The following is a 14,511-nucleotide window of genomic DNA, read 5'->3' as shown; positions in this document are numbered from 1 at the left end:
GGCACATGGCCAAGGGCAAGAACGCGGATTCGATCGGCGATGTCGTCGACGGGGTCGAGGCAATCGCCGAGAAGCAGGACAAGGTCGCGATCGACGACCTGCTCGATGCATTCGGCGACCGTTCCTTCGCGCCGTTGATGCTGATCCTCGCGCTGATCGGCATCACCCCGGTCGGCGCGGTCCCGAGCGTGCCGACGATCCTCGCCCTGTGCATCGCGATCATCGCCGCGCAGATGGCGTGGGGGCGGGATCACGTGTGGCTCCCGAAATTCGTCACCAGCCGGGGGATCAAGTCCAAGCGGCTGACCAAGGGCGAGGACAAGCTCGACACGATCGCCGGGGTGATGGATAGCCTCGCCAAGCGGCGGCTGAAGGCGCTGGCGAGCGGCCCGGCGCGGCGGATCGTGGCCGGGCTGATCGTGGTGCTGTGCCTCGCGCTGCCGGTGCTCGAGATCGTGCCCTTCGCGGCGGCGGCGCCGTTCCTGTCGATCGCGATCCTCAGCCTGGCGATGATGGTGCGCGACGGGCTCGTGCTGCTGATCGGCGGCGCGGTCGCCATCGCGGCGCTGACCTACGGGGTGTGGTGGTTCGTGGCCTAGAGACAGGCTCTAGGTGGCGGGCTCGCCGCCCAATGCCTGCCACAGCACGATCCGCGCGCGCTGCGCCCGGCCGAGCGCGGCTGCCGCAGCCTCGCCGCTCGAATCCGCCGCGCGGCGCGCTTCGAGCACTTCGAGGAAACTGGCGAGCCCGGCCTTGAACCGGGTCTCGGCGATGGCGGCGGCGCGGGTCAGCTGGCCGGCTTGCCTGATCGCGAGCGCGGCCTCGGCATCGGCAGCGGTGACCACGCCGTAAGCCGCTTCGGCATCGCCCAGCGCCTGATACACCGCCCCGCGATAGGCCGCAAAGGCCGCGCGCTTGTTGGCGGCGGCACCGTCGATCTGCGCGGCCACGCGGCCGAAATCGAGCAGCGGCCCGGCGATCCCGCCTGTCAGCGTACCGACCACGGAATCGTCGAAGAAGTCCTCGGGCCGGAACGACAGCAATCCGATCACCCCCGACAGCGTGATGCGCGGGAAGCGGGCGCGCGCGGCGGCGGCGAGATCGGCGTCGGTCGCGGCGAGTTCGGCGGCGGCCGCGGCGACATCGGGCCGGTTGGCGAGGAGGTCGGAGGGCAGGCTTGCGGGTGCCGCCGCCGGGGCCAGCGCCGGGGCGGGCGCGGCGAGCGCCGCGCGCACGGCGGCGGCGTCCTGCGCGGTCAGCGTCACCAGCCGGCCGATGATGCGCGCCCGTTCGCTCTCGAGCGCGGCAAGACGCGTGGCCGAGCCGCTCGCGGTTGCCTCGGCGCGCACGCGGTCGAAGCCGGGCGCGATCCCGGCCGCCTCGCGCACCCTGGCAAGCTCCGCGAGCTGGCGCGCGGCGTCGCCGTCGGCCTCGATCGCGGCGGCGCGCGCGTCGAGCACGCGCCAGTCGGTGATGCTTGCCGCGATCTCGGCGAGCAGCGCGAGGCGCACGCCCTGCGCTTGCGCGGTCGCCCCGTCGATCCGGGCGAGCGCGGCGCGTTCCTGCGCCTTGAGCTGGCCGAAGAGGTCCGGATCCCAGCTGGCGTTGATGTTCGCGCCGTAGGAGGTCTGCTCGCGCGGGATGAAGCCCTGCTGGCCCACCGCACCGAAGCGCGCAAGGTTCTGTCGGTTCTGCACGATGCTGGCATCGGCGGTGATATTGGGCAGGCGCGCGGCCCCAGCGCCGCGCGCACCGGCGCGCGCGGCATCGATCCGCGCGGCCGCCTCGGCAAGGTTCGGCGCATTGGCGAGCGCGGCCCCGGACAGCGCGGCATAGGCCGGATCGCCGGTCGGCATCAGCGCGGCGAGCGCCGTGCCGGTCGCCCCCGCGGGCTGGAGAAAGAAGGCGCGCGGCAGCTCGGGCGTGGGCGTCGCGACCTCGGGCACGCTCGCGCAGGCGGCGAGCATCAGGGGGAGCAGTGCAGCCCCCGCCAGTGACAGGCGGCGCATGGCCTCAGCCCTCCGTCTTGGCGGGCGCACCCGCCTTGGCCGGGATGAAGGCATCGATCTGCTGGCCGACGCGGAAGGCGTCCGAGGGCGGCAGGGCATAGATCAGCTGGAGCACGCGCACGTCGACCCGCTCGGCGGCGGAATTGGTGAGCGAGCGCTTGGGCACCACCTGCGGCTCGGCGCGCACGAAGGTGGCCTTGACGTGGAGCTCGGCCGCGCCGCGCGGGGAGATCACCGCGGGCTCGCCGATGGCGAGGCGGCTGACCTCGTTCTCGTCGATGTCGACGCGCACGTGGAGCGGGTTGGTCTCGCCCATCTGGATGAAGGGTGTCGCGTTGCCGCCCCCTTGCGTGGAGACGAACTCGCCGCTGCGGATGTTGACCGCGAGGATCTCCCCCGCGATCGGCGCGCGCACCACGAGGCGCTCGATCTCGGTGCGCGCGGCGGCGGCGGCGGCCTGCGCCGAGGAAAGCCGCGCGCGGGCGAGCGCGAGCCGGGTGGTGGCGGCGGCCTCCTCGCCCTCGGCGCGGATCACTTCGGAGCGGCTGACCGCGGCCGGGTCGGCAAGGCCCCGGTAGAGTGCGAGCTGCTGGCGCGCAGTGGACTGCGCGGCGCTGGCCTCGGCGATCGCGGCGCGGGCCTCGGCGATGGCGGCATTGGATTGCGCGAGGCTCGCCTGCGCGGCGCGGGCGTCGACCGTGAACAGCACGTCGCCCTTGGCCACGCGGTCGCCCGGGCGCACGCGCACGTCGGTGACGAGGCCCGACAGCGCCGAGCCGATGTCGATGATCTCGCTGGCCGGCTCGACGATCCCGGCGCCCGCGACCCGCGCCTTGCCGGCGAGCTCGCCGACCGCCTTCGGGGGCTGCTCGGTCGGCTCGGCGGTCGAGCGGTCGGGCAGGCCGGCAAGGATCAGCCACGCGGCGATCGCAAGGCCGATCAGCGCGAGCGCGGGGAGGATCTGGCGGGCAAAACTCAGGTTGCGGAGCATGGCGTCCTCGGCGGGTCTTGTGGGGAGAGGGAGAGGGGGGAGAGGGTGTCAGTGGTCATCGGGCATCTCGGCGCCGTCATGGGTGATGCGCCCGTCTTCCAGCACGATGATGCGGTCGGCGAGATCGAAGATGCGGTTGTCGTGGGTGACGATGATGCAGGCGCGGTCGGGCGCGACCGCGACTTCGCGCAGCAGGTCCATGACGCGTCGGCCCGAGCGTGCGTCCAATGCCGCGGTCGGCTCGTCGCACACCACCAGCCGCGGCTCGTGGACGAGGGCGCGGGCGATGGCGACGCGCTGCTGCTGCCCGCCCGAAAGCTGGCGCGGCAGTTTATCCGCCTGATTGCCGATGTTGAGCTTGTCGAGCAGCACCTTGGCCCGCTCGCGCGCTTCCTTGATCGGCACGCCTTGCGCGATCAGCGGCACCGCAGCGTTGGCGGCGGCGTCGATCGAGGGGATGAGGTTGTACTGCTGGAAGATGAAGCCGATGTTCTTGAGCCGGAACTTGACCAGCTCGGTATCGGTCAGCTTGTAGATGTCGGTGCCGAACACCTTCACCTCGCCCTCGGTGGGGTAGAGGATGCCGCACATGATCGAGATGAGCGTGGTCTTGCCGCTGCCGCTCTCGCCCACGACGTAGGTGAGCTCGCCCGGCTGGATGTCGGTATCGATCCCGTGCAGCACGCGGATGGTGGTCTGCCCGGCCTCGAAATCGCGGGTGATGCCGCGCGCGCAGATCGCGGCTTCGGGCGCGCAGCCGGGGGTGGTTGCCTGTTCCATGATCGTCGCCTCGCTCACCGGAACACCGCCGCCGGTTCGGTCCGCAGCACCGAGCGGATCGCGACGAAGCCGGTCAGCGCGAGGATCACCACCACCGCCGCCAGGCTGATCAGCGGGATCTGCCAGGGGATGTAGAAGCCCTTGAAGAAGGGGTTCGCTCCGAAGCCGCGGATGAAGGCGACCGTGCCGACCACGCCGAGGCCGTAGCCGATCATGCCGACGAGGCCCGCCTGCACGCCGACCATCTGCATGATCTTGCTGTTGGTCACGCCGATCGCCTTCAGCGCGCCGAACTGCTTGATGTTGTCGCGCAGGAACAGGCTGAAGGTGAGGCCGACGATGGCGACGCCGACGACGAAGCCGAGGAACACGGTGATCCCGAAGTTCACTGGAATGCCGGTGTTCTCGATGATGAAATTGACCCCGGCGCGGGCGATTTCGGCGCGGGTTTCGGCCTTGAGGCCGGTTTCCTGCTCGATCCGCGCGGCGACCTGATCCGGGGTTTGCCCCTCGCTCACCCCCACCAGCACGAAGGACAGGCGGTTGCGGGTGCCGGGGACGAAGTTCAATGCGCTCGAATAGCGGGTGTAGAGCGTGACCTGGCTGGTGAAGGAGGGGATCGCGTCGGCGATGCCGCGGATGATCGCCCGCTGGTCGTTGAGTTCGAGCCGCTCGCCGAGCGGGCTCGCCCCGTTCGAGAACAGGCGGTCGACCCCGACATCGTCGATCACCACCGTGTCGGGGGCGAAGAGGACGTTCCGGTCGTTCTCGGCCATGCGTTCGGGCAGGCCGATCAGGGTCGCATCGTCGACCCCGATCACCGTCACCCCTTCGAGGTCGCCGTCGCGGGTGCGGACGTTGGCCACCGCGCGCAGGTGCGGCACCGCCCACTCGACCCCCGGCACCGAGCGCACCTTGTCGAGCGCGGTCGAGGGCATGGCGTAGCTGACGTCGGTGGTGCGGCTGACCGGGTCCATCACCCACACCTCGGCCTCGGGCGCGTTGTAGACCCCGCTCGCCCCGCGTTCGACGAGGTTGACGAAGATCGTCATCTGCTGGGTGATGAGCAGGGTCGAGAACCCGATGCCGAACAGCAGCCCGTAGAACTTCTGGGCGTCCCCGGTGAGCATTCTGATGGCGATCCAGAGCACAGGTCAGGAACCTTTATCAGCAGATGGGGTTGCGCGAGGGAGAGACTCGCACCATTATTGAACGGCAGCGTTTAACTGAACGGAGCCGTTCATTTTGTCAATCGGGCATTCAGCCAGTCCTGAAAAAAAACCTGTCCGCCGCAAGGCCGGGCGCCCGCTCGATGCTGCCAAGCGCGCCGCGATCGTCGACACCGCCGCGCATCATTTCTTCCACCACGGTTATGCCGCCTCGGCGATCGAGCAGATCGCGGCCGACGCGGGGGTCTCCAAGGTCACGATCTACAACCAGTTCGGCGACAAGCGCGCGCTCTTCGCTGCCGCGGTCGAATGCGAGTGCGAGAAGATGCGCGGGCACTTCTCGCTCGACGCGATGCCGCAGGGCACGATCGCCGAGCGCCTGACCGCGATCGGCGAGGCGATCTTCGCCTTCCTGTTTCGCCCGGAGATGATCCAGTTCGAACGCCGCATCGCCGCCGAGACCGAGATCGACCCCGCGATCGGCCTTGCCTTTCTCGAAGCGGGCCCGTGGCGCATGAAGCAGGGCTTCGGCGCATGGCTGGATCACGCCTGCGAACGGGGCGAGCTGGCGATCCCCGATCCCCTGCTCGCCGCCGAGCAATTCGTCTCGATGTGCAAAGGCATGGGCGATCTCGAACGCCGCTTCGGCGCCTCCGTCAGCCCCTCGGAACGCGACCGCCGGATCGCCGGGGCGGTCGAGGTGTTCCTCGCCGCCTACGGCACGGCGCATGATCGATAATTCGCATCCCTGCGTTCGAAAATTAGCATCAGCTCCGCGCCCGCGCATTATCTTGCGATTCATCGGGGGCGTCCTACATTGCGGGGTGCACGAAAGGATTCCCTCAGCATGAGTCAGCAGAACGATCCCCAGCCGCAAGGCGAAGGCCCCAACCCGTGGGTCAAGCAGCTGATGATCTGGGGCGGGATTTTCCTCGCCCTGCTGCTGGTGGTGACGATGTTCAGCGGCACCGGCCAGCAGAGCGGCAGCGCGATGCGCTACTCCGATTTCCGCGCCGCGGTCGCCCAGGGCGAGGTGCAGGACGTGCAGATGGGCAGCGATGTCATCACCGGCACGCTCAAGAACGGCGACAGCTTCACCACCGTGCCGGTGCCCAACGACGTCGAAATCACCAAGCTGATGGAAGAAAACGGCGTGCGCTTCACCGGCAAGCAGCGCGAAAGCCAGAACATCCTCTTGTTCATCCTCCTGAATTCGCTGCCCTTCATCCTGATCCTCGGGATCGCCTTCTTCGCCCTCAGGCAGATGCAGAAGGGCGGCGGCGGCGGGGCGATGGGCTTCGGCAAGTCCAAGGCCAAGCTGCTGACCGAGCGCTCGGGCCGCGTCACCTTCGATGACGTCGCGGGGATCGACGAGGCGCGCGAGGAGCTGCAGGAGATCGTCGAGTTCCTGCGCGATCCGCAGCGCTTCTCCAAGCTCGGCGGCCAGATCCCCAAGGGCGCGCTGCTGGTCGGCTCGCCCGGCACCGGCAAGACGCTCCTTGCGCGCGCCATCGCGGGTGAGGCGGGCGTGCCGTTCTTCACCATCTCGGGCTCGGACTTCGTCGAGATGTTCGTCGGCGTCGGCGCCAGCCGCGTGCGCGACATGTTCGAACAGGCCAAGAAGAACGCCCCCTGCATCGTCTTCATCGACGAAATCGACGCGGTCGGCCGTTCGCGTGGCCACGGCCTCGGCAATTCGAACGACGAGCGCGAGCAGACGCTGAACCAGCTGCTGGTCGAGATGGACGGTTTCGAGGCCAATGAAGGCATCATCATCATCGCCGCGACCAACCGCCCCGACGTGCTCGACCCGGCGCTGCTGCGCCCGGGCCGCTTCGACCGTCAGGTCGTGGTGCCGGTGCCCGATATCGACGGGCGCGAGAAGATCCTCGGAGTGCACATGAAGAAGGTGCCGCTCGCCCCCGACGTGAACCCGCGCGTGATCGCGCGCGGCACGCCGGGCTTCTCGGGCGCCGATCTCGCCAACCTCGTCAACGAGGCCGCGCTGCTCGCCGCGCGCCGCAACAAGCGGCTGGTGGCGATGCAGGAGTTCGAGGACGCCAAGGACAAGGTCATGATGGGCGCCGAGCGCCGCAGCATGGTGATGACCGACGACGAGAAGAAGATGACCGCCTATCACGAGGCCGGCCACGCGATCGTCTCGGTGCACGAGCCTGCGTCCGATCCGATCCACAAGGCGACCATCATCCCGCGCGGCCGCGCGCTGGGCATGGTGATGCGCCTGCCCGAGCGTGACAGCTACTCCTACCACCGCGACAAGATGCATGCGAACCTCTCGGTCAGCATGGGCGGGCGCGTGGCGGAGGAGATCATCTTCGGGCACGACAAGGTCAGCTCGGGCGCCTCGTCCGACATCCAGTATGCGACCAACCTCGCGCGCAACATGGTGACCCAGTGGGGCATGTCCGAAAAGCTCGGCCCGCTCCAGTACGAGGAGCAGTCCGAAGGCTATCTCGGCTACGGCCAGGCGCAGCGGACCTTCCGTTCGGGCTCGACCAACGAGCTGATCGACAACGAGATCAAGTGTCTGGTCGAAGGCGCGCACAAGCGCGCGACCGAGATCCTGACCACGCATGAAGACCAGCTCCACCTGCTCGCCCAGGCGCTGCTCGAATACGAGACGCTGTCGGGCGAGGAGATCAACGCGCTGCTCGATACCGGCAGGATCGACCGTCCCGATGCGCCGCGCGGGCCGGTGCTGGCGGCCCCGGTGCGCGGCTCGGCGATCCCGCGCGCGGGCAAGCGTTTCGGCACCGCCAAGGAAGGCGGCAGCGACGAGGCTCCCCAGGGCGCCTGATCCACGCCGCTTGCAGATCGACGGGGGGTGACATCGATGGCAAGCGGGGCGCGCGTCTGGGACGCGATCATCGTCGGTGCGGGGATCGCCGGATCGGCCTGCGCCTCGCGCCTGCTGGCGGCGGGCATGGATTGTCTGGTGCTGGAGGCGGGCCCGGCCGAGGACGGCGCTCTGCCGCGCAGCTTCGGCCAGAAGCTGCGCGGCAAGCTTGATCCGCGGCTCGCCCCGCCCAAGCCGGGGCGCTGGCCCGGCCCTCTGACCTTGAGCCGCGACGGCCGGCGATACCATCCCGCGGCGGCCGTCCTCGGCACCGGCCCCGGCGGCGGGAGCCGGGTCTATGGCGCGGCGCTCGCCCGGTTCGAACGCGACGACCTCACCCTCCACCGCGACCCGGCGCAGTGGGGCGGGGCACCGGTCGAGGGCCTGCTGCCCAACGCCTGGCCGATCGCTCCCGAAGACCTCGAGCCATGGTACGTCGCGGCGGAGGCGGCGCTGGTCGGCGCCTCGCCGCGTCCTGTCGGCAATGGCGAGATCCGCCCGCTGCCGCCGCTCTCGCCGCGCGATGCCGCGCTGATCGAGGCGATGCGCACTGCCGGGCTCAACCCCGAGCGGTTGCAGGTCGGCGTCAACTATCTGCCCGGGTGCACCGAATGTCAGGGCGTGGTCTGCACCCGCCCCTGCCGCCGCAACGCGTGGGACATCTTCACCAGCAGCTACCGGGCGCCGCAACTCCAGCTCGAGGCCGGGTGCAAGGTGCAGCGCATCACCCGCGCCGGCGGGGTGTACGAGGTGCATTGCGGCACCGGCGCGGCAGCGCCGCGATTCCGCGCGGCACGGGTGGTGCTGGCGGCAGGGGCGCTCAATTCGCCGCTGGTGCTGGCGCGCTCGGCCGATCTCTGGCCCGGCGGCGCGGCCCCCGACATGATCGGCCGGGGGCTGATGTTCCACATCTCCGACATCTTCATGCTCACCGTCCCGGGCAACCCGCCCGCCCATGGCGCGCGCAAGACGATCCGGATCACCGATTTTCTCGAACATGACGGGGTGCCCTACGGCGAGATCCAGTCGCTCGCGGTCGATGCGACGATGGCGCTCACGGTCGATCACCTGCGCAATGTCGCGATGTCGATGGGGCTGGAGCGCCTCGCCCCGCTCGCCGAGCTGGCGCGGCTGGCCGCGCCGGTGCTGGGGGCCGAGCTGGCCGATGCCACCCTGTTCGCGACCATCGTCGAGGATCTGCCCGCCTATGGCAACCGGGTGAGCGAAAGCGCGCGGGCTCCGGACGAAATCCGCATCACCTATCGCATCGCCCCCGAACTCGCCGAGCGGTGCCGCAAGCTGCGGGAAATGATCGTCAACCGGCTGCCCCAGCTCGCGCCGCGCTTTGCCACCCGCGTGCCCGGCCCCAATCTCGGCCATCCGATCGGCACGTGCCGGATGGGCAGCGACCCTGCGCTGTCTGTCGTCGACCGCGATGGCGGGGTCTGGGATCAGCCGCAGCTGTTCGTGTGCGATGCGGCGGTGCTGCCCTCGTCGGCGCGCACCAACCCCGGGCTGACCGTCGCCGCCAATGCCCTGCGCGTGGGCGAGGCCATCGCCCGCAACGCAGGGGCCGGGGCCCTCAGCGGCCGCGGCCTAGCACAACCCGCTTGAGCGCCGCCTTCCAGCTTTCGCCCGGATAGACCACCTTGTCCATCTTGAAGGCCTGTCCGTGCGGACCGCCCGATGGGGCCTCGATCAACGGCAGGACGTAATCGAGCACCCGCTCCGGCGGCGTCCCTGCGGGGCTCATCCGGGTCTTGACCACGCCGGGAAACAGCTCGTTGATCAGGACATTGGGATAGCGGGTGTGATCTACCTCCCCGGCGATGCCCTTGACCAGCGGGTGCAGGCCGCCCTTCGAGGCCGCATAGGCGACCGAGCTGGGGAAGGGGTTCATGTCGGCCTGCGAGCCGATCGCCACGATCCGCCCGCAATTGCGTTCGAGCATGCCGGGCAGCACCGGGCGGATGGCGTTGGCAACGCCGAGCACGTTGATCAGGAAATGCGCGCCGAAATCCTCGGGGCTCTGATCGAGAAACCAGCCCTTGCGGTAGACCGCGGCATTGGCGACCAGCGCATCCACCGGGCCGAGCCGGGCGGCCACCGCGCCGAACACCTCGGTGCACATCGCCGCATCGGCGACATCGACCTCGAACGCATGGACGCCCGGCGCCTCCCAGTCGAGCGGCAGCTGCCGGGCGAGGGCGGCAACCGTGTAGCCGCGGCGCGCCAGACCCTCGCACAGGGCGCGGCCAATGCCCCGGCCGGCTCCGGTCACCGCCACGATCTTCACCGCGTGCGGGGTGTCGGCATGGTCTGTCACGGCATTATCCCCTTGCTGATGCCGCGCCATCGCGCGCGGCCGACCCGGTTTTCGCGGGCGCCGCGACGCCTAGCAGAAAAGCGCTCCGGCGTGTGCGAAAACCATCTGCCCTGCTTGCGTTGCCGCTGCGTGCTGTCCGGATCAGAAGGCGCCCAGCAGCAGCAGCACCTGGAGGAACAGCACCACCACGATCTGGGTGCAGACCAGCAGCACGCAGAAGCGCCAGAAGGCCGAGAAGCGGCTGAGGCCGTAGGCATGGCGCAGCTGCTTGTAGAGGTGCAACGGGGCTGCGATGACGAACAGCAGGAAGGCCCAGCCGCTGCCCTCGGGGATCGTGCTGAGGATCGACATGACGATGAACAAGAGCGACATGAAGCTCAGCGAATAGGTGATGAAGATCGCGTGGTCATAGGCCTTGTACTGTCGCCGCCACGCGAACATCAGCCACAGGAACGGCAGCGACAGCGGGATCAGCAGCCAGCTGAACTTGTAGCCGTTCGATTGCAGCTTGTAGAACATCAGGCTGGGGTTCTTCTGCCACTTCTTGATGATGCCCTCGTCGAGGAAGGCGATCCCTGTGCCGGTGAAGTTCATTTCGCTGGTGTCGATGTCGACCGCGCCTTTGGTTTGGGCTTCGAGCACGCGGGTCAGCCCGGCCAGCTCGTTGTCGATCTCGCCGCGCCGCGGATCGCCCTTGGCGAGGCCGTCGCGTTCCTTCTGGAGATTGGTGATCTCCTGCTGGATCTCGGTCTTGACCACCGAGCCCCCGCTGGCTCCGTCCATGAAGCCCTCGGTGATGTCTGTCGGCGCCGAGATGCCGACCATCTGGAACACGGCGAACATCGCGAAGACGGTGAACAGGAACATCGCCATCGGGCTGACGAACTTCGCGCGCTCGCCCGCGATGTAGCGGCGGGTGAGCTCGCCGGGCTTGAAGGCCAGCAGCGGGAGCGTCTCCCACAGCTTGCCGTCGAGGTGCAGCACGCCGTGCACGATGTCATGCCCGATCGCTGCAAGGCTGCGGTGGATGTGCGCCTTCTGGCCGCATTCGGGGCAGAAATTGCCCGAGAACACCGTCTTGCAATTGGCGCAGGTGACCGGCCCTGTGTGGGCGTGCCCGGCGGCATCGGGCTCGGGGCGGTCGAGCGTGCGGCCCAGCAGCCCGCCTTCGATCGCCGTCCCTAGCCCCTCGCCGAAATCGCTCATGCCCTGCGCCCCTGCTTCGCCGGGAACTATAGGCGCAATTGTTGCAGGCGCGAAAGCGGTGATTTGCCCCGTGCTACTTGCTCGCGAGCTTGCGCGCGTTACTTGCTTGCGAGCTTGCGCTCGATCGCCGTCCACAGCTGCGCGATCGCGCGGGCCGCAGGCGAGCGCGGGGCGAAGGCGCCGACCGGCTGGCGCAGGCTCGCGCATTGCTCGACCGCGCTCGCCAGCGGGATCGCCGGCCAGGTCGGGTTCGCCTCGCGCGCGGCCTTGTGGAGCGAGCGCCTGAGATCGAGCATCGAGAGCACCGGCAGGATCGGCGGGTGCCCCTTGCCGATCCCGCGCACCTCCTCGACCACCACCTCGAAGGCGCGCGCCGAGAGCGGCGAGGGCGGCAGCGGCACGATCACCAGATCGGCCGCCCGCATCACCTGCGCGGAGAGTTCGTTGAGCACCGGCGGGCAATCGAAGATGATCCGGTCGTAATTCTTGCCCAGCGCCTCGGCGAGCTTGGCCAGCCGCTTCTTCTTGCCGAGCTTGTCGAGCTGGCGGTCGAGCGAACGGATGCTCTCGTCCGCCGGGAGCAGATCGAGGCCGCCATAGGCTGTTGCCTGGATCAGCTTCTCCGGATCGGCGCCCTCGTCGAACATGCTGTCGGCGCTGCGCTTTTTCCGCGGGTCGATCCCCAGCAGAAAGCCCGAACCGTTCGAGGCGTCGAGGTCCCACAGCAGGGTCTTGCGGCGCGAGATGGCGCTCGCGCACCACGCCAGGTTGACCGACAGCGTCGTCTTCCCGACCCCGCCCTTGACGCTGTAGACCGCGATCGATGCCATGCGCCCCGCCTGTGTTACACTTTGGTTACAGGCACAAGGGATAGCGCCGCTGCCGCCAATGGCAAGACCCGCGCAGTGTCCGTCAAGAAGCGGTCAAGCGCGCCCAACCAGGGCCCAATGGCATGGGAATGACCGCGCAATCCCCCGGCAATGCCTGCGCAATCGCGCGTCAATTCCGGGCCGACCTGGCGGCCGCCCGAAACCGCCGGATCAGCCGTCGTAGTCGCCGCCCAGCGAGGAGGTGCGCGCGGGCGCCGAGGCGGTGATCCGCAGCGCTTCTGCCGACTGGCTGAGCGAGCCGATCTCGTCGGCCTCGTCCTCGTCGTCGGGGAGGATCTTCTGGAGGCCGGTCACCAGCGATTCATGCAGCGCCGCCGGGGTGATCGTCTGCTCGGCGATCTCGCGCAGCGCCACGACCGGGTTCTTGTCGCGATCGCGGTCGATGGTGAGCTCGCTCCCGCCCGAAATCTCGCGCGCCCGCTGCGCGGCGAGCAGCACCAGGTCGAAGCGGTTGGGAACCTTGTCGACGCAATCTTCAACGGTAACGCGTGCCATGGGCGGGCCTTATGCAAGAATCGCAGATGCAGGGAAGCGTGCGAGTTAGGTGCGAGGGGGCGCGAAGTCAAGGGAGAGGGGGGCGGGGCAGACGGGCAAGGGGCCGAAGGTTGCCCGCCGCGCCGTCAGCGAGCGCACCAGACGCCGCCATGCCGTTCGCAGGAGCAGAACGCCCGGCGGGGGGTGACCGGATAAAGATGGGCAGGGAATTTCCCGGTGTCAGGCGTGTTGGGCAAGAAAGCCGGAGGACATCGCTCGCCGACCGGGCTAGTACTTGCGTGCAAGGCCGGCAAGAAGACCTTCGAGCGTTTCAACATAGGTCGATGCTGCCGCGTCAAAATCGTCGTGTGCGGCGCATTCGAGGGCCGCCGCCTGTATCGCGGCAAGGACGATCTTGGAAAGCGGTTCGAGAGGTTGCGGCGCAAGCGCTCCTGCCTGCATCGCAAAGCCCAGTCCGCCGGTAACGAGGCCGCCAAAGTGGGCTGTGTCCAAAGCTCTCCAGCGTTCATATCCGAGGACGCTGGGAGCATCTTGGAGAGTGATCCGGGCAATCGCGGGATCCGAACACAAGCGGAAGTAGGTTTTGACAGCCTCCATCAAACTTTCGAGCGGCCCTCCCTCCGTCCGCACAGCGGAAGCGACAGATTGCGCCAGGTCCGATGAGACTCTCTCAAAGACGCATTCGAACAGTTCGTCCTTGTTCCTGAAGTGGTGGTAGACAGCGCCCTTCGCAACGGACGCGTCAGAGGCGATTGAATCGACGGTTGTTTCGGCAAAGCCGAGGCTCCCGAACTTCTCGGTGGCCGCAGCCAATATGGCAGATCTCGTTTTCGATCGTCGCTCGTCCTGCCGCACCAAAATCGCTCTCCGCTTGACATACCGACTGCCGGTCAATATTTACCGACTATCAGTCGGAAATAGCTCAGGTGGCAAGGCGGTTCAACATGGATGGTGTCGACCTTCTCCTCGGCAAGGCGGGTTTCCTGATCTTCACGCTTGGCTTGGCCATTGGCGCCGCCATCCCTCGTTTCCGTAATTCGCGCATGGGCCTCTCGGCACATACCACCGCGGTTCAAGCAGGAACTGCCCTGATCGCATTCGGCCTTTTCTGGCCCCGGTTCGAAATCGCCAGCTGGGCCGCAATGCCTCTTGCCGTGTCGCTTATCGCGTCGTTTTGTGTTCTCATTCTAAGCCTTGTTTTGGCCGCTTCATTCGGCGCGAGCGCTGCGCTGCCCATTGCTGGAGCCGGGTTTGGAAGCTCCAAGGCCAAGGAACGAACGGTCTCAATCCTGGCGGTCGGAAGCTCTGTCTGGATGCTGCTCGCGTGCATCGCGGTTTGCCTTTTCTTGCTCTTCTCATAGTAGGAGAAAGGCAGCGCTGCGGCGTTGCAACAACGCGCGATGGGCTTGCGGCTTGCACGTTGTGCCGGCACGTCTTAACTCCCGCAACACGGGGCCGAGCAACCTCCCGTCCAGGCCGAGAAAGGCCCAAGCGTTGCCTCGTCATCACCCTGTCGTGCAGCTGCGCGTGGCGGGGCTATTTTCGAGGTAGGCATGGCCGAGTTGGACGTTTCGATTGCTGCGCCGGACGCGGATGTTGCCGCACCCGCTCCCACCTTCCCCGAGCTGCTCTCCGTCTTCACCCGCATCGGCTTCCTCTCGTTCGGCGGCCCCGCCGGGCAGATCGCGCTGATGCACCGCGAGCTGGTCGAGGACCGGCTCTGGGTGGGCGAGGAGGACTTTCTCCACGCATTGAATTTCTGCCACCTGCTCCCCGGCCCCGAGGCGC

15 protein-coding genes are annotated in these 14,511 nt (G+C 68.3%); 6 read left to right on the top strand and 9 right to left on the bottom strand.

Annotated features, from left to right (window positions below):
- Nucleotides 1–5 precede the first annotated feature (5 nt).
- A complete protein-coding gene (locus AX692_RS10030) occupies nucleotides 6–599 on the top strand; it encodes an exopolysaccharide biosynthesis protein (RefSeq protein WP_073974164.1) in 594 nt (197 codons plus the stop codon).
- 9 nt (nucleotides 600–608) lie between these two features.
- Here AX692_RS10030 and AX692_RS10025 read toward each other — a convergent pair whose 3' ends face one another.
- Genes AX692_RS10025 through AX692_RS10010 form a run of 4 tightly spaced genes read right to left on the bottom strand, consistent with a single transcriptional unit; the run spans nucleotide 609 to nucleotide 4,910 of the window.
- Complete coding sequence (locus AX692_RS10025) at nucleotides 609–2,009, bottom strand: efflux transporter outer membrane subunit (protein WP_073974163.1); 1,401 nt, start codon at nucleotides 2,007–2,009, stop codon at nucleotides 609–611.
- Nucleotides 2,010–2,013: 4 nt separating this feature from the next.
- Nucleotides 2,014–3,000, bottom strand: a complete 987-nt coding sequence (locus AX692_RS10020; protein ID WP_073974162.1) for an efflux RND transporter periplasmic adaptor subunit — start codon at nucleotides 2,998–3,000, stop codon at nucleotides 2,014–2,016.
- Nucleotides 3,001–3,048: 48 nt separating this feature from the next.
- Nucleotides 3,049–3,780, bottom strand: a complete 732-nt coding sequence (locus AX692_RS10015; RefSeq protein ID WP_073974178.1) for an ABC transporter ATP-binding protein — start codon at nucleotides 3,778–3,780, stop codon at nucleotides 3,049–3,051.
- Nucleotides 3,781–3,794: 14 nt separating this feature from the next.
- A complete protein-coding gene (locus tag AX692_RS10010; protein ID WP_230959866.1) occupies nucleotides 3,795–4,910 on the bottom strand; it encodes an ABC transporter permease in 1,116 nt (371 codons plus the stop codon).
- A gap of 115 nt (nucleotides 4,911–5,025) precedes the next feature.
- Between AX692_RS10010 and AX692_RS10005 the strand changes: the two genes are divergently transcribed.
- The 3 genes from AX692_RS10005 (at nucleotide 5,026) to AX692_RS09995 (ending at nucleotide 9,420) form a co-directional block, all read left to right on the top strand.
- Nucleotides 5,026–5,688 carry a TetR/AcrR family transcriptional regulator gene (locus AX692_RS10005; RefSeq protein WP_073974160.1) on the top strand — a complete coding sequence of 221 codons (663 nt, stop codon included), beginning with the start codon at nucleotides 5,026–5,028 and terminating at the stop codon, nucleotides 5,686–5,688.
- Between the two features lie 108 nt (nucleotides 5,689–5,796).
- A complete protein-coding gene (gene ftsH, locus AX692_RS10000) occupies nucleotides 5,797–7,767 on the top strand; it encodes an ATP-dependent zinc metalloprotease FtsH (protein WP_073974159.1) in 1,971 nt (656 codons plus the stop codon).
- Nucleotides 7,768–7,803: 36 nt separating this feature from the next.
- On the top strand, nucleotides 7,804–9,420 hold the full coding sequence (locus AX692_RS09995) for an FAD-dependent oxidoreductase (protein WP_073974158.1): 1,617 nt from the start codon (nucleotides 7,804–7,806) through the stop codon (nucleotides 9,418–9,420).
- Here AX692_RS09995 and AX692_RS09990 read toward each other — a convergent pair.
- From AX692_RS09990 to AX692_RS09970, 5 genes are all read right to left on the bottom strand, one after another.
- Nucleotides 9,389–10,132 (bottom strand): SDR family oxidoreductase, encoded by a 744-nt coding sequence (locus AX692_RS09990; protein ID WP_073974157.1) that lies wholly within the window; start codon nucleotides 10,130–10,132, stop codon nucleotides 9,389–9,391. The two genes, AX692_RS09995 and AX692_RS09990, sit on opposite strands and share 32 nt — an antisense overlap.
- 141 nt (nucleotides 10,133–10,273) lie before the next feature.
- Complete coding sequence (locus AX692_RS09985) at nucleotides 10,274–11,338, bottom strand: DUF3667 domain-containing protein (protein ID WP_073974156.1); 1,065 nt, start codon at nucleotides 11,336–11,338, stop codon at nucleotides 10,274–10,276.
- Between the two features lie 98 nt (nucleotides 11,339–11,436).
- Complete coding sequence (locus AX692_RS09980; RefSeq protein WP_073976958.1) at nucleotides 11,437–12,168, bottom strand: ParA family protein; 732 nt, start codon at nucleotides 12,166–12,168, stop codon at nucleotides 11,437–11,439.
- 210 nt (nucleotides 12,169–12,378) lie between these two features.
- Nucleotides 12,379–12,723, bottom strand: a complete 345-nt coding sequence (gene rpoZ, locus AX692_RS09975) for a DNA-directed RNA polymerase subunit omega (protein WP_073976062.1) — start codon at nucleotides 12,721–12,723, stop codon at nucleotides 12,379–12,381.
- A 267-nt stretch (nucleotides 12,724–12,990) separates the two neighbouring features.
- Nucleotides 12,991–13,536 (bottom strand): TetR/AcrR family transcriptional regulator, encoded by a 546-nt coding sequence (locus tag AX692_RS09970; RefSeq protein WP_073978078.1) that lies wholly within the window; start codon nucleotides 13,534–13,536, stop codon nucleotides 12,991–12,993.
- A 131-nt stretch (nucleotides 13,537–13,667) separates the two neighbouring features.
- On the opposite strand from AX692_RS09970, the gene AX692_RS09965 reads away from it, so the two are divergent.
- Together AX692_RS09965 and AX692_RS09960 are read left to right on the top strand one after the other, a co-directional pair.
- The gene (locus AX692_RS09965; RefSeq protein ID WP_073980879.1) at nucleotides 13,668–14,084 is read left to right on the top strand and encodes a hypothetical protein; all 417 of its coding nucleotides are present in this window, start codon (nucleotides 13,668–13,670) and stop codon (nucleotides 14,082–14,084) included.
- Between the two features lie 192 nt (nucleotides 14,085–14,276).
- The coding region (locus AX692_RS09960; protein WP_196491785.1) for a chromate transporter at nucleotides 14,277–14,511 on the top strand (235 nt) is incomplete at its 3' end.

Source organism: Erythrobacter donghaensis, from assembly GCF_001557325.1.
Taxonomy (GTDB): domain Bacteria; phylum Pseudomonadota; class Alphaproteobacteria; order Sphingomonadales; family Sphingomonadaceae; genus Erythrobacter; species Erythrobacter donghaensis_B.
This window is presented reverse-complemented; position numbering and strand designations above follow the sequence as displayed.

Excerpts from the sequence above, each read along its gene's own strand:
- AX692_RS10020 (WP_073974162.1), bottom strand. The coding sequence starts at position 3,000 with ATGCTCCGCAACCTGAGTTTTGCCCGCCAGATCCTCCCCGCGCTCGCG.
- rpoZ (WP_073976062.1), bottom strand. The coding sequence starts at position 12,723 with ATGGCACGCGTTACCGTTGAAGATTGCGTCGACAAGGTTCCCAACCGC.
- AX692_RS09965 (WP_073980879.1), top strand. The coding sequence starts at position 13,668 with ATGGATGGTGTCGACCTTCTCCTCGGCAAGGCGGGTTTCCTGATCTTC.
- AX692_RS09995 (WP_073974158.1), top strand. The coding sequence starts at position 7,804 with ATGGCAAGCGGGGCGCGCGTCTGGGACGCGATCATCGTCGGTGCGGGG.
- AX692_RS10025 (WP_073974163.1), bottom strand. The coding sequence starts at position 2,009 with ATGCGCCGCCTGTCACTGGCGGGGGCTGCACTGCTCCCCCTGATGCTC.
- AX692_RS09980 (WP_073976958.1), bottom strand. The coding sequence starts at position 12,168 with ATGGCATCGATCGCGGTCTACAGCGTCAAGGGCGGGGTCGGGAAGACG.
- AX692_RS10015 (WP_073974178.1), bottom strand. The coding sequence starts at position 3,780 with ATGGAACAGGCAACCACCCCCGGCTGCGCGCCCGAAGCCGCGATCTGC.
- AX692_RS10030 (WP_073974164.1), top strand. The coding sequence starts at position 6 with ATGGCCAAGGGCAAGAACGCGGATTCGATCGGCGATGTCGTCGACGGG.
- ftsH (WP_073974159.1), top strand. The coding sequence starts at position 5,797 with ATGAGTCAGCAGAACGATCCCCAGCCGCAAGGCGAAGGCCCCAACCCG.
- AX692_RS10010 (WP_230959866.1), bottom strand. The coding sequence starts at position 4,910 with ATGCTCACCGGGGACGCCCAGAAGTTCTACGGGCTGCTGTTCGGCATC.
- AX692_RS09985 (WP_073974156.1), bottom strand. The coding sequence starts at position 11,338 with ATGAGCGATTTCGGCGAGGGGCTAGGGACGGCGATCGAAGGCGGGCTG.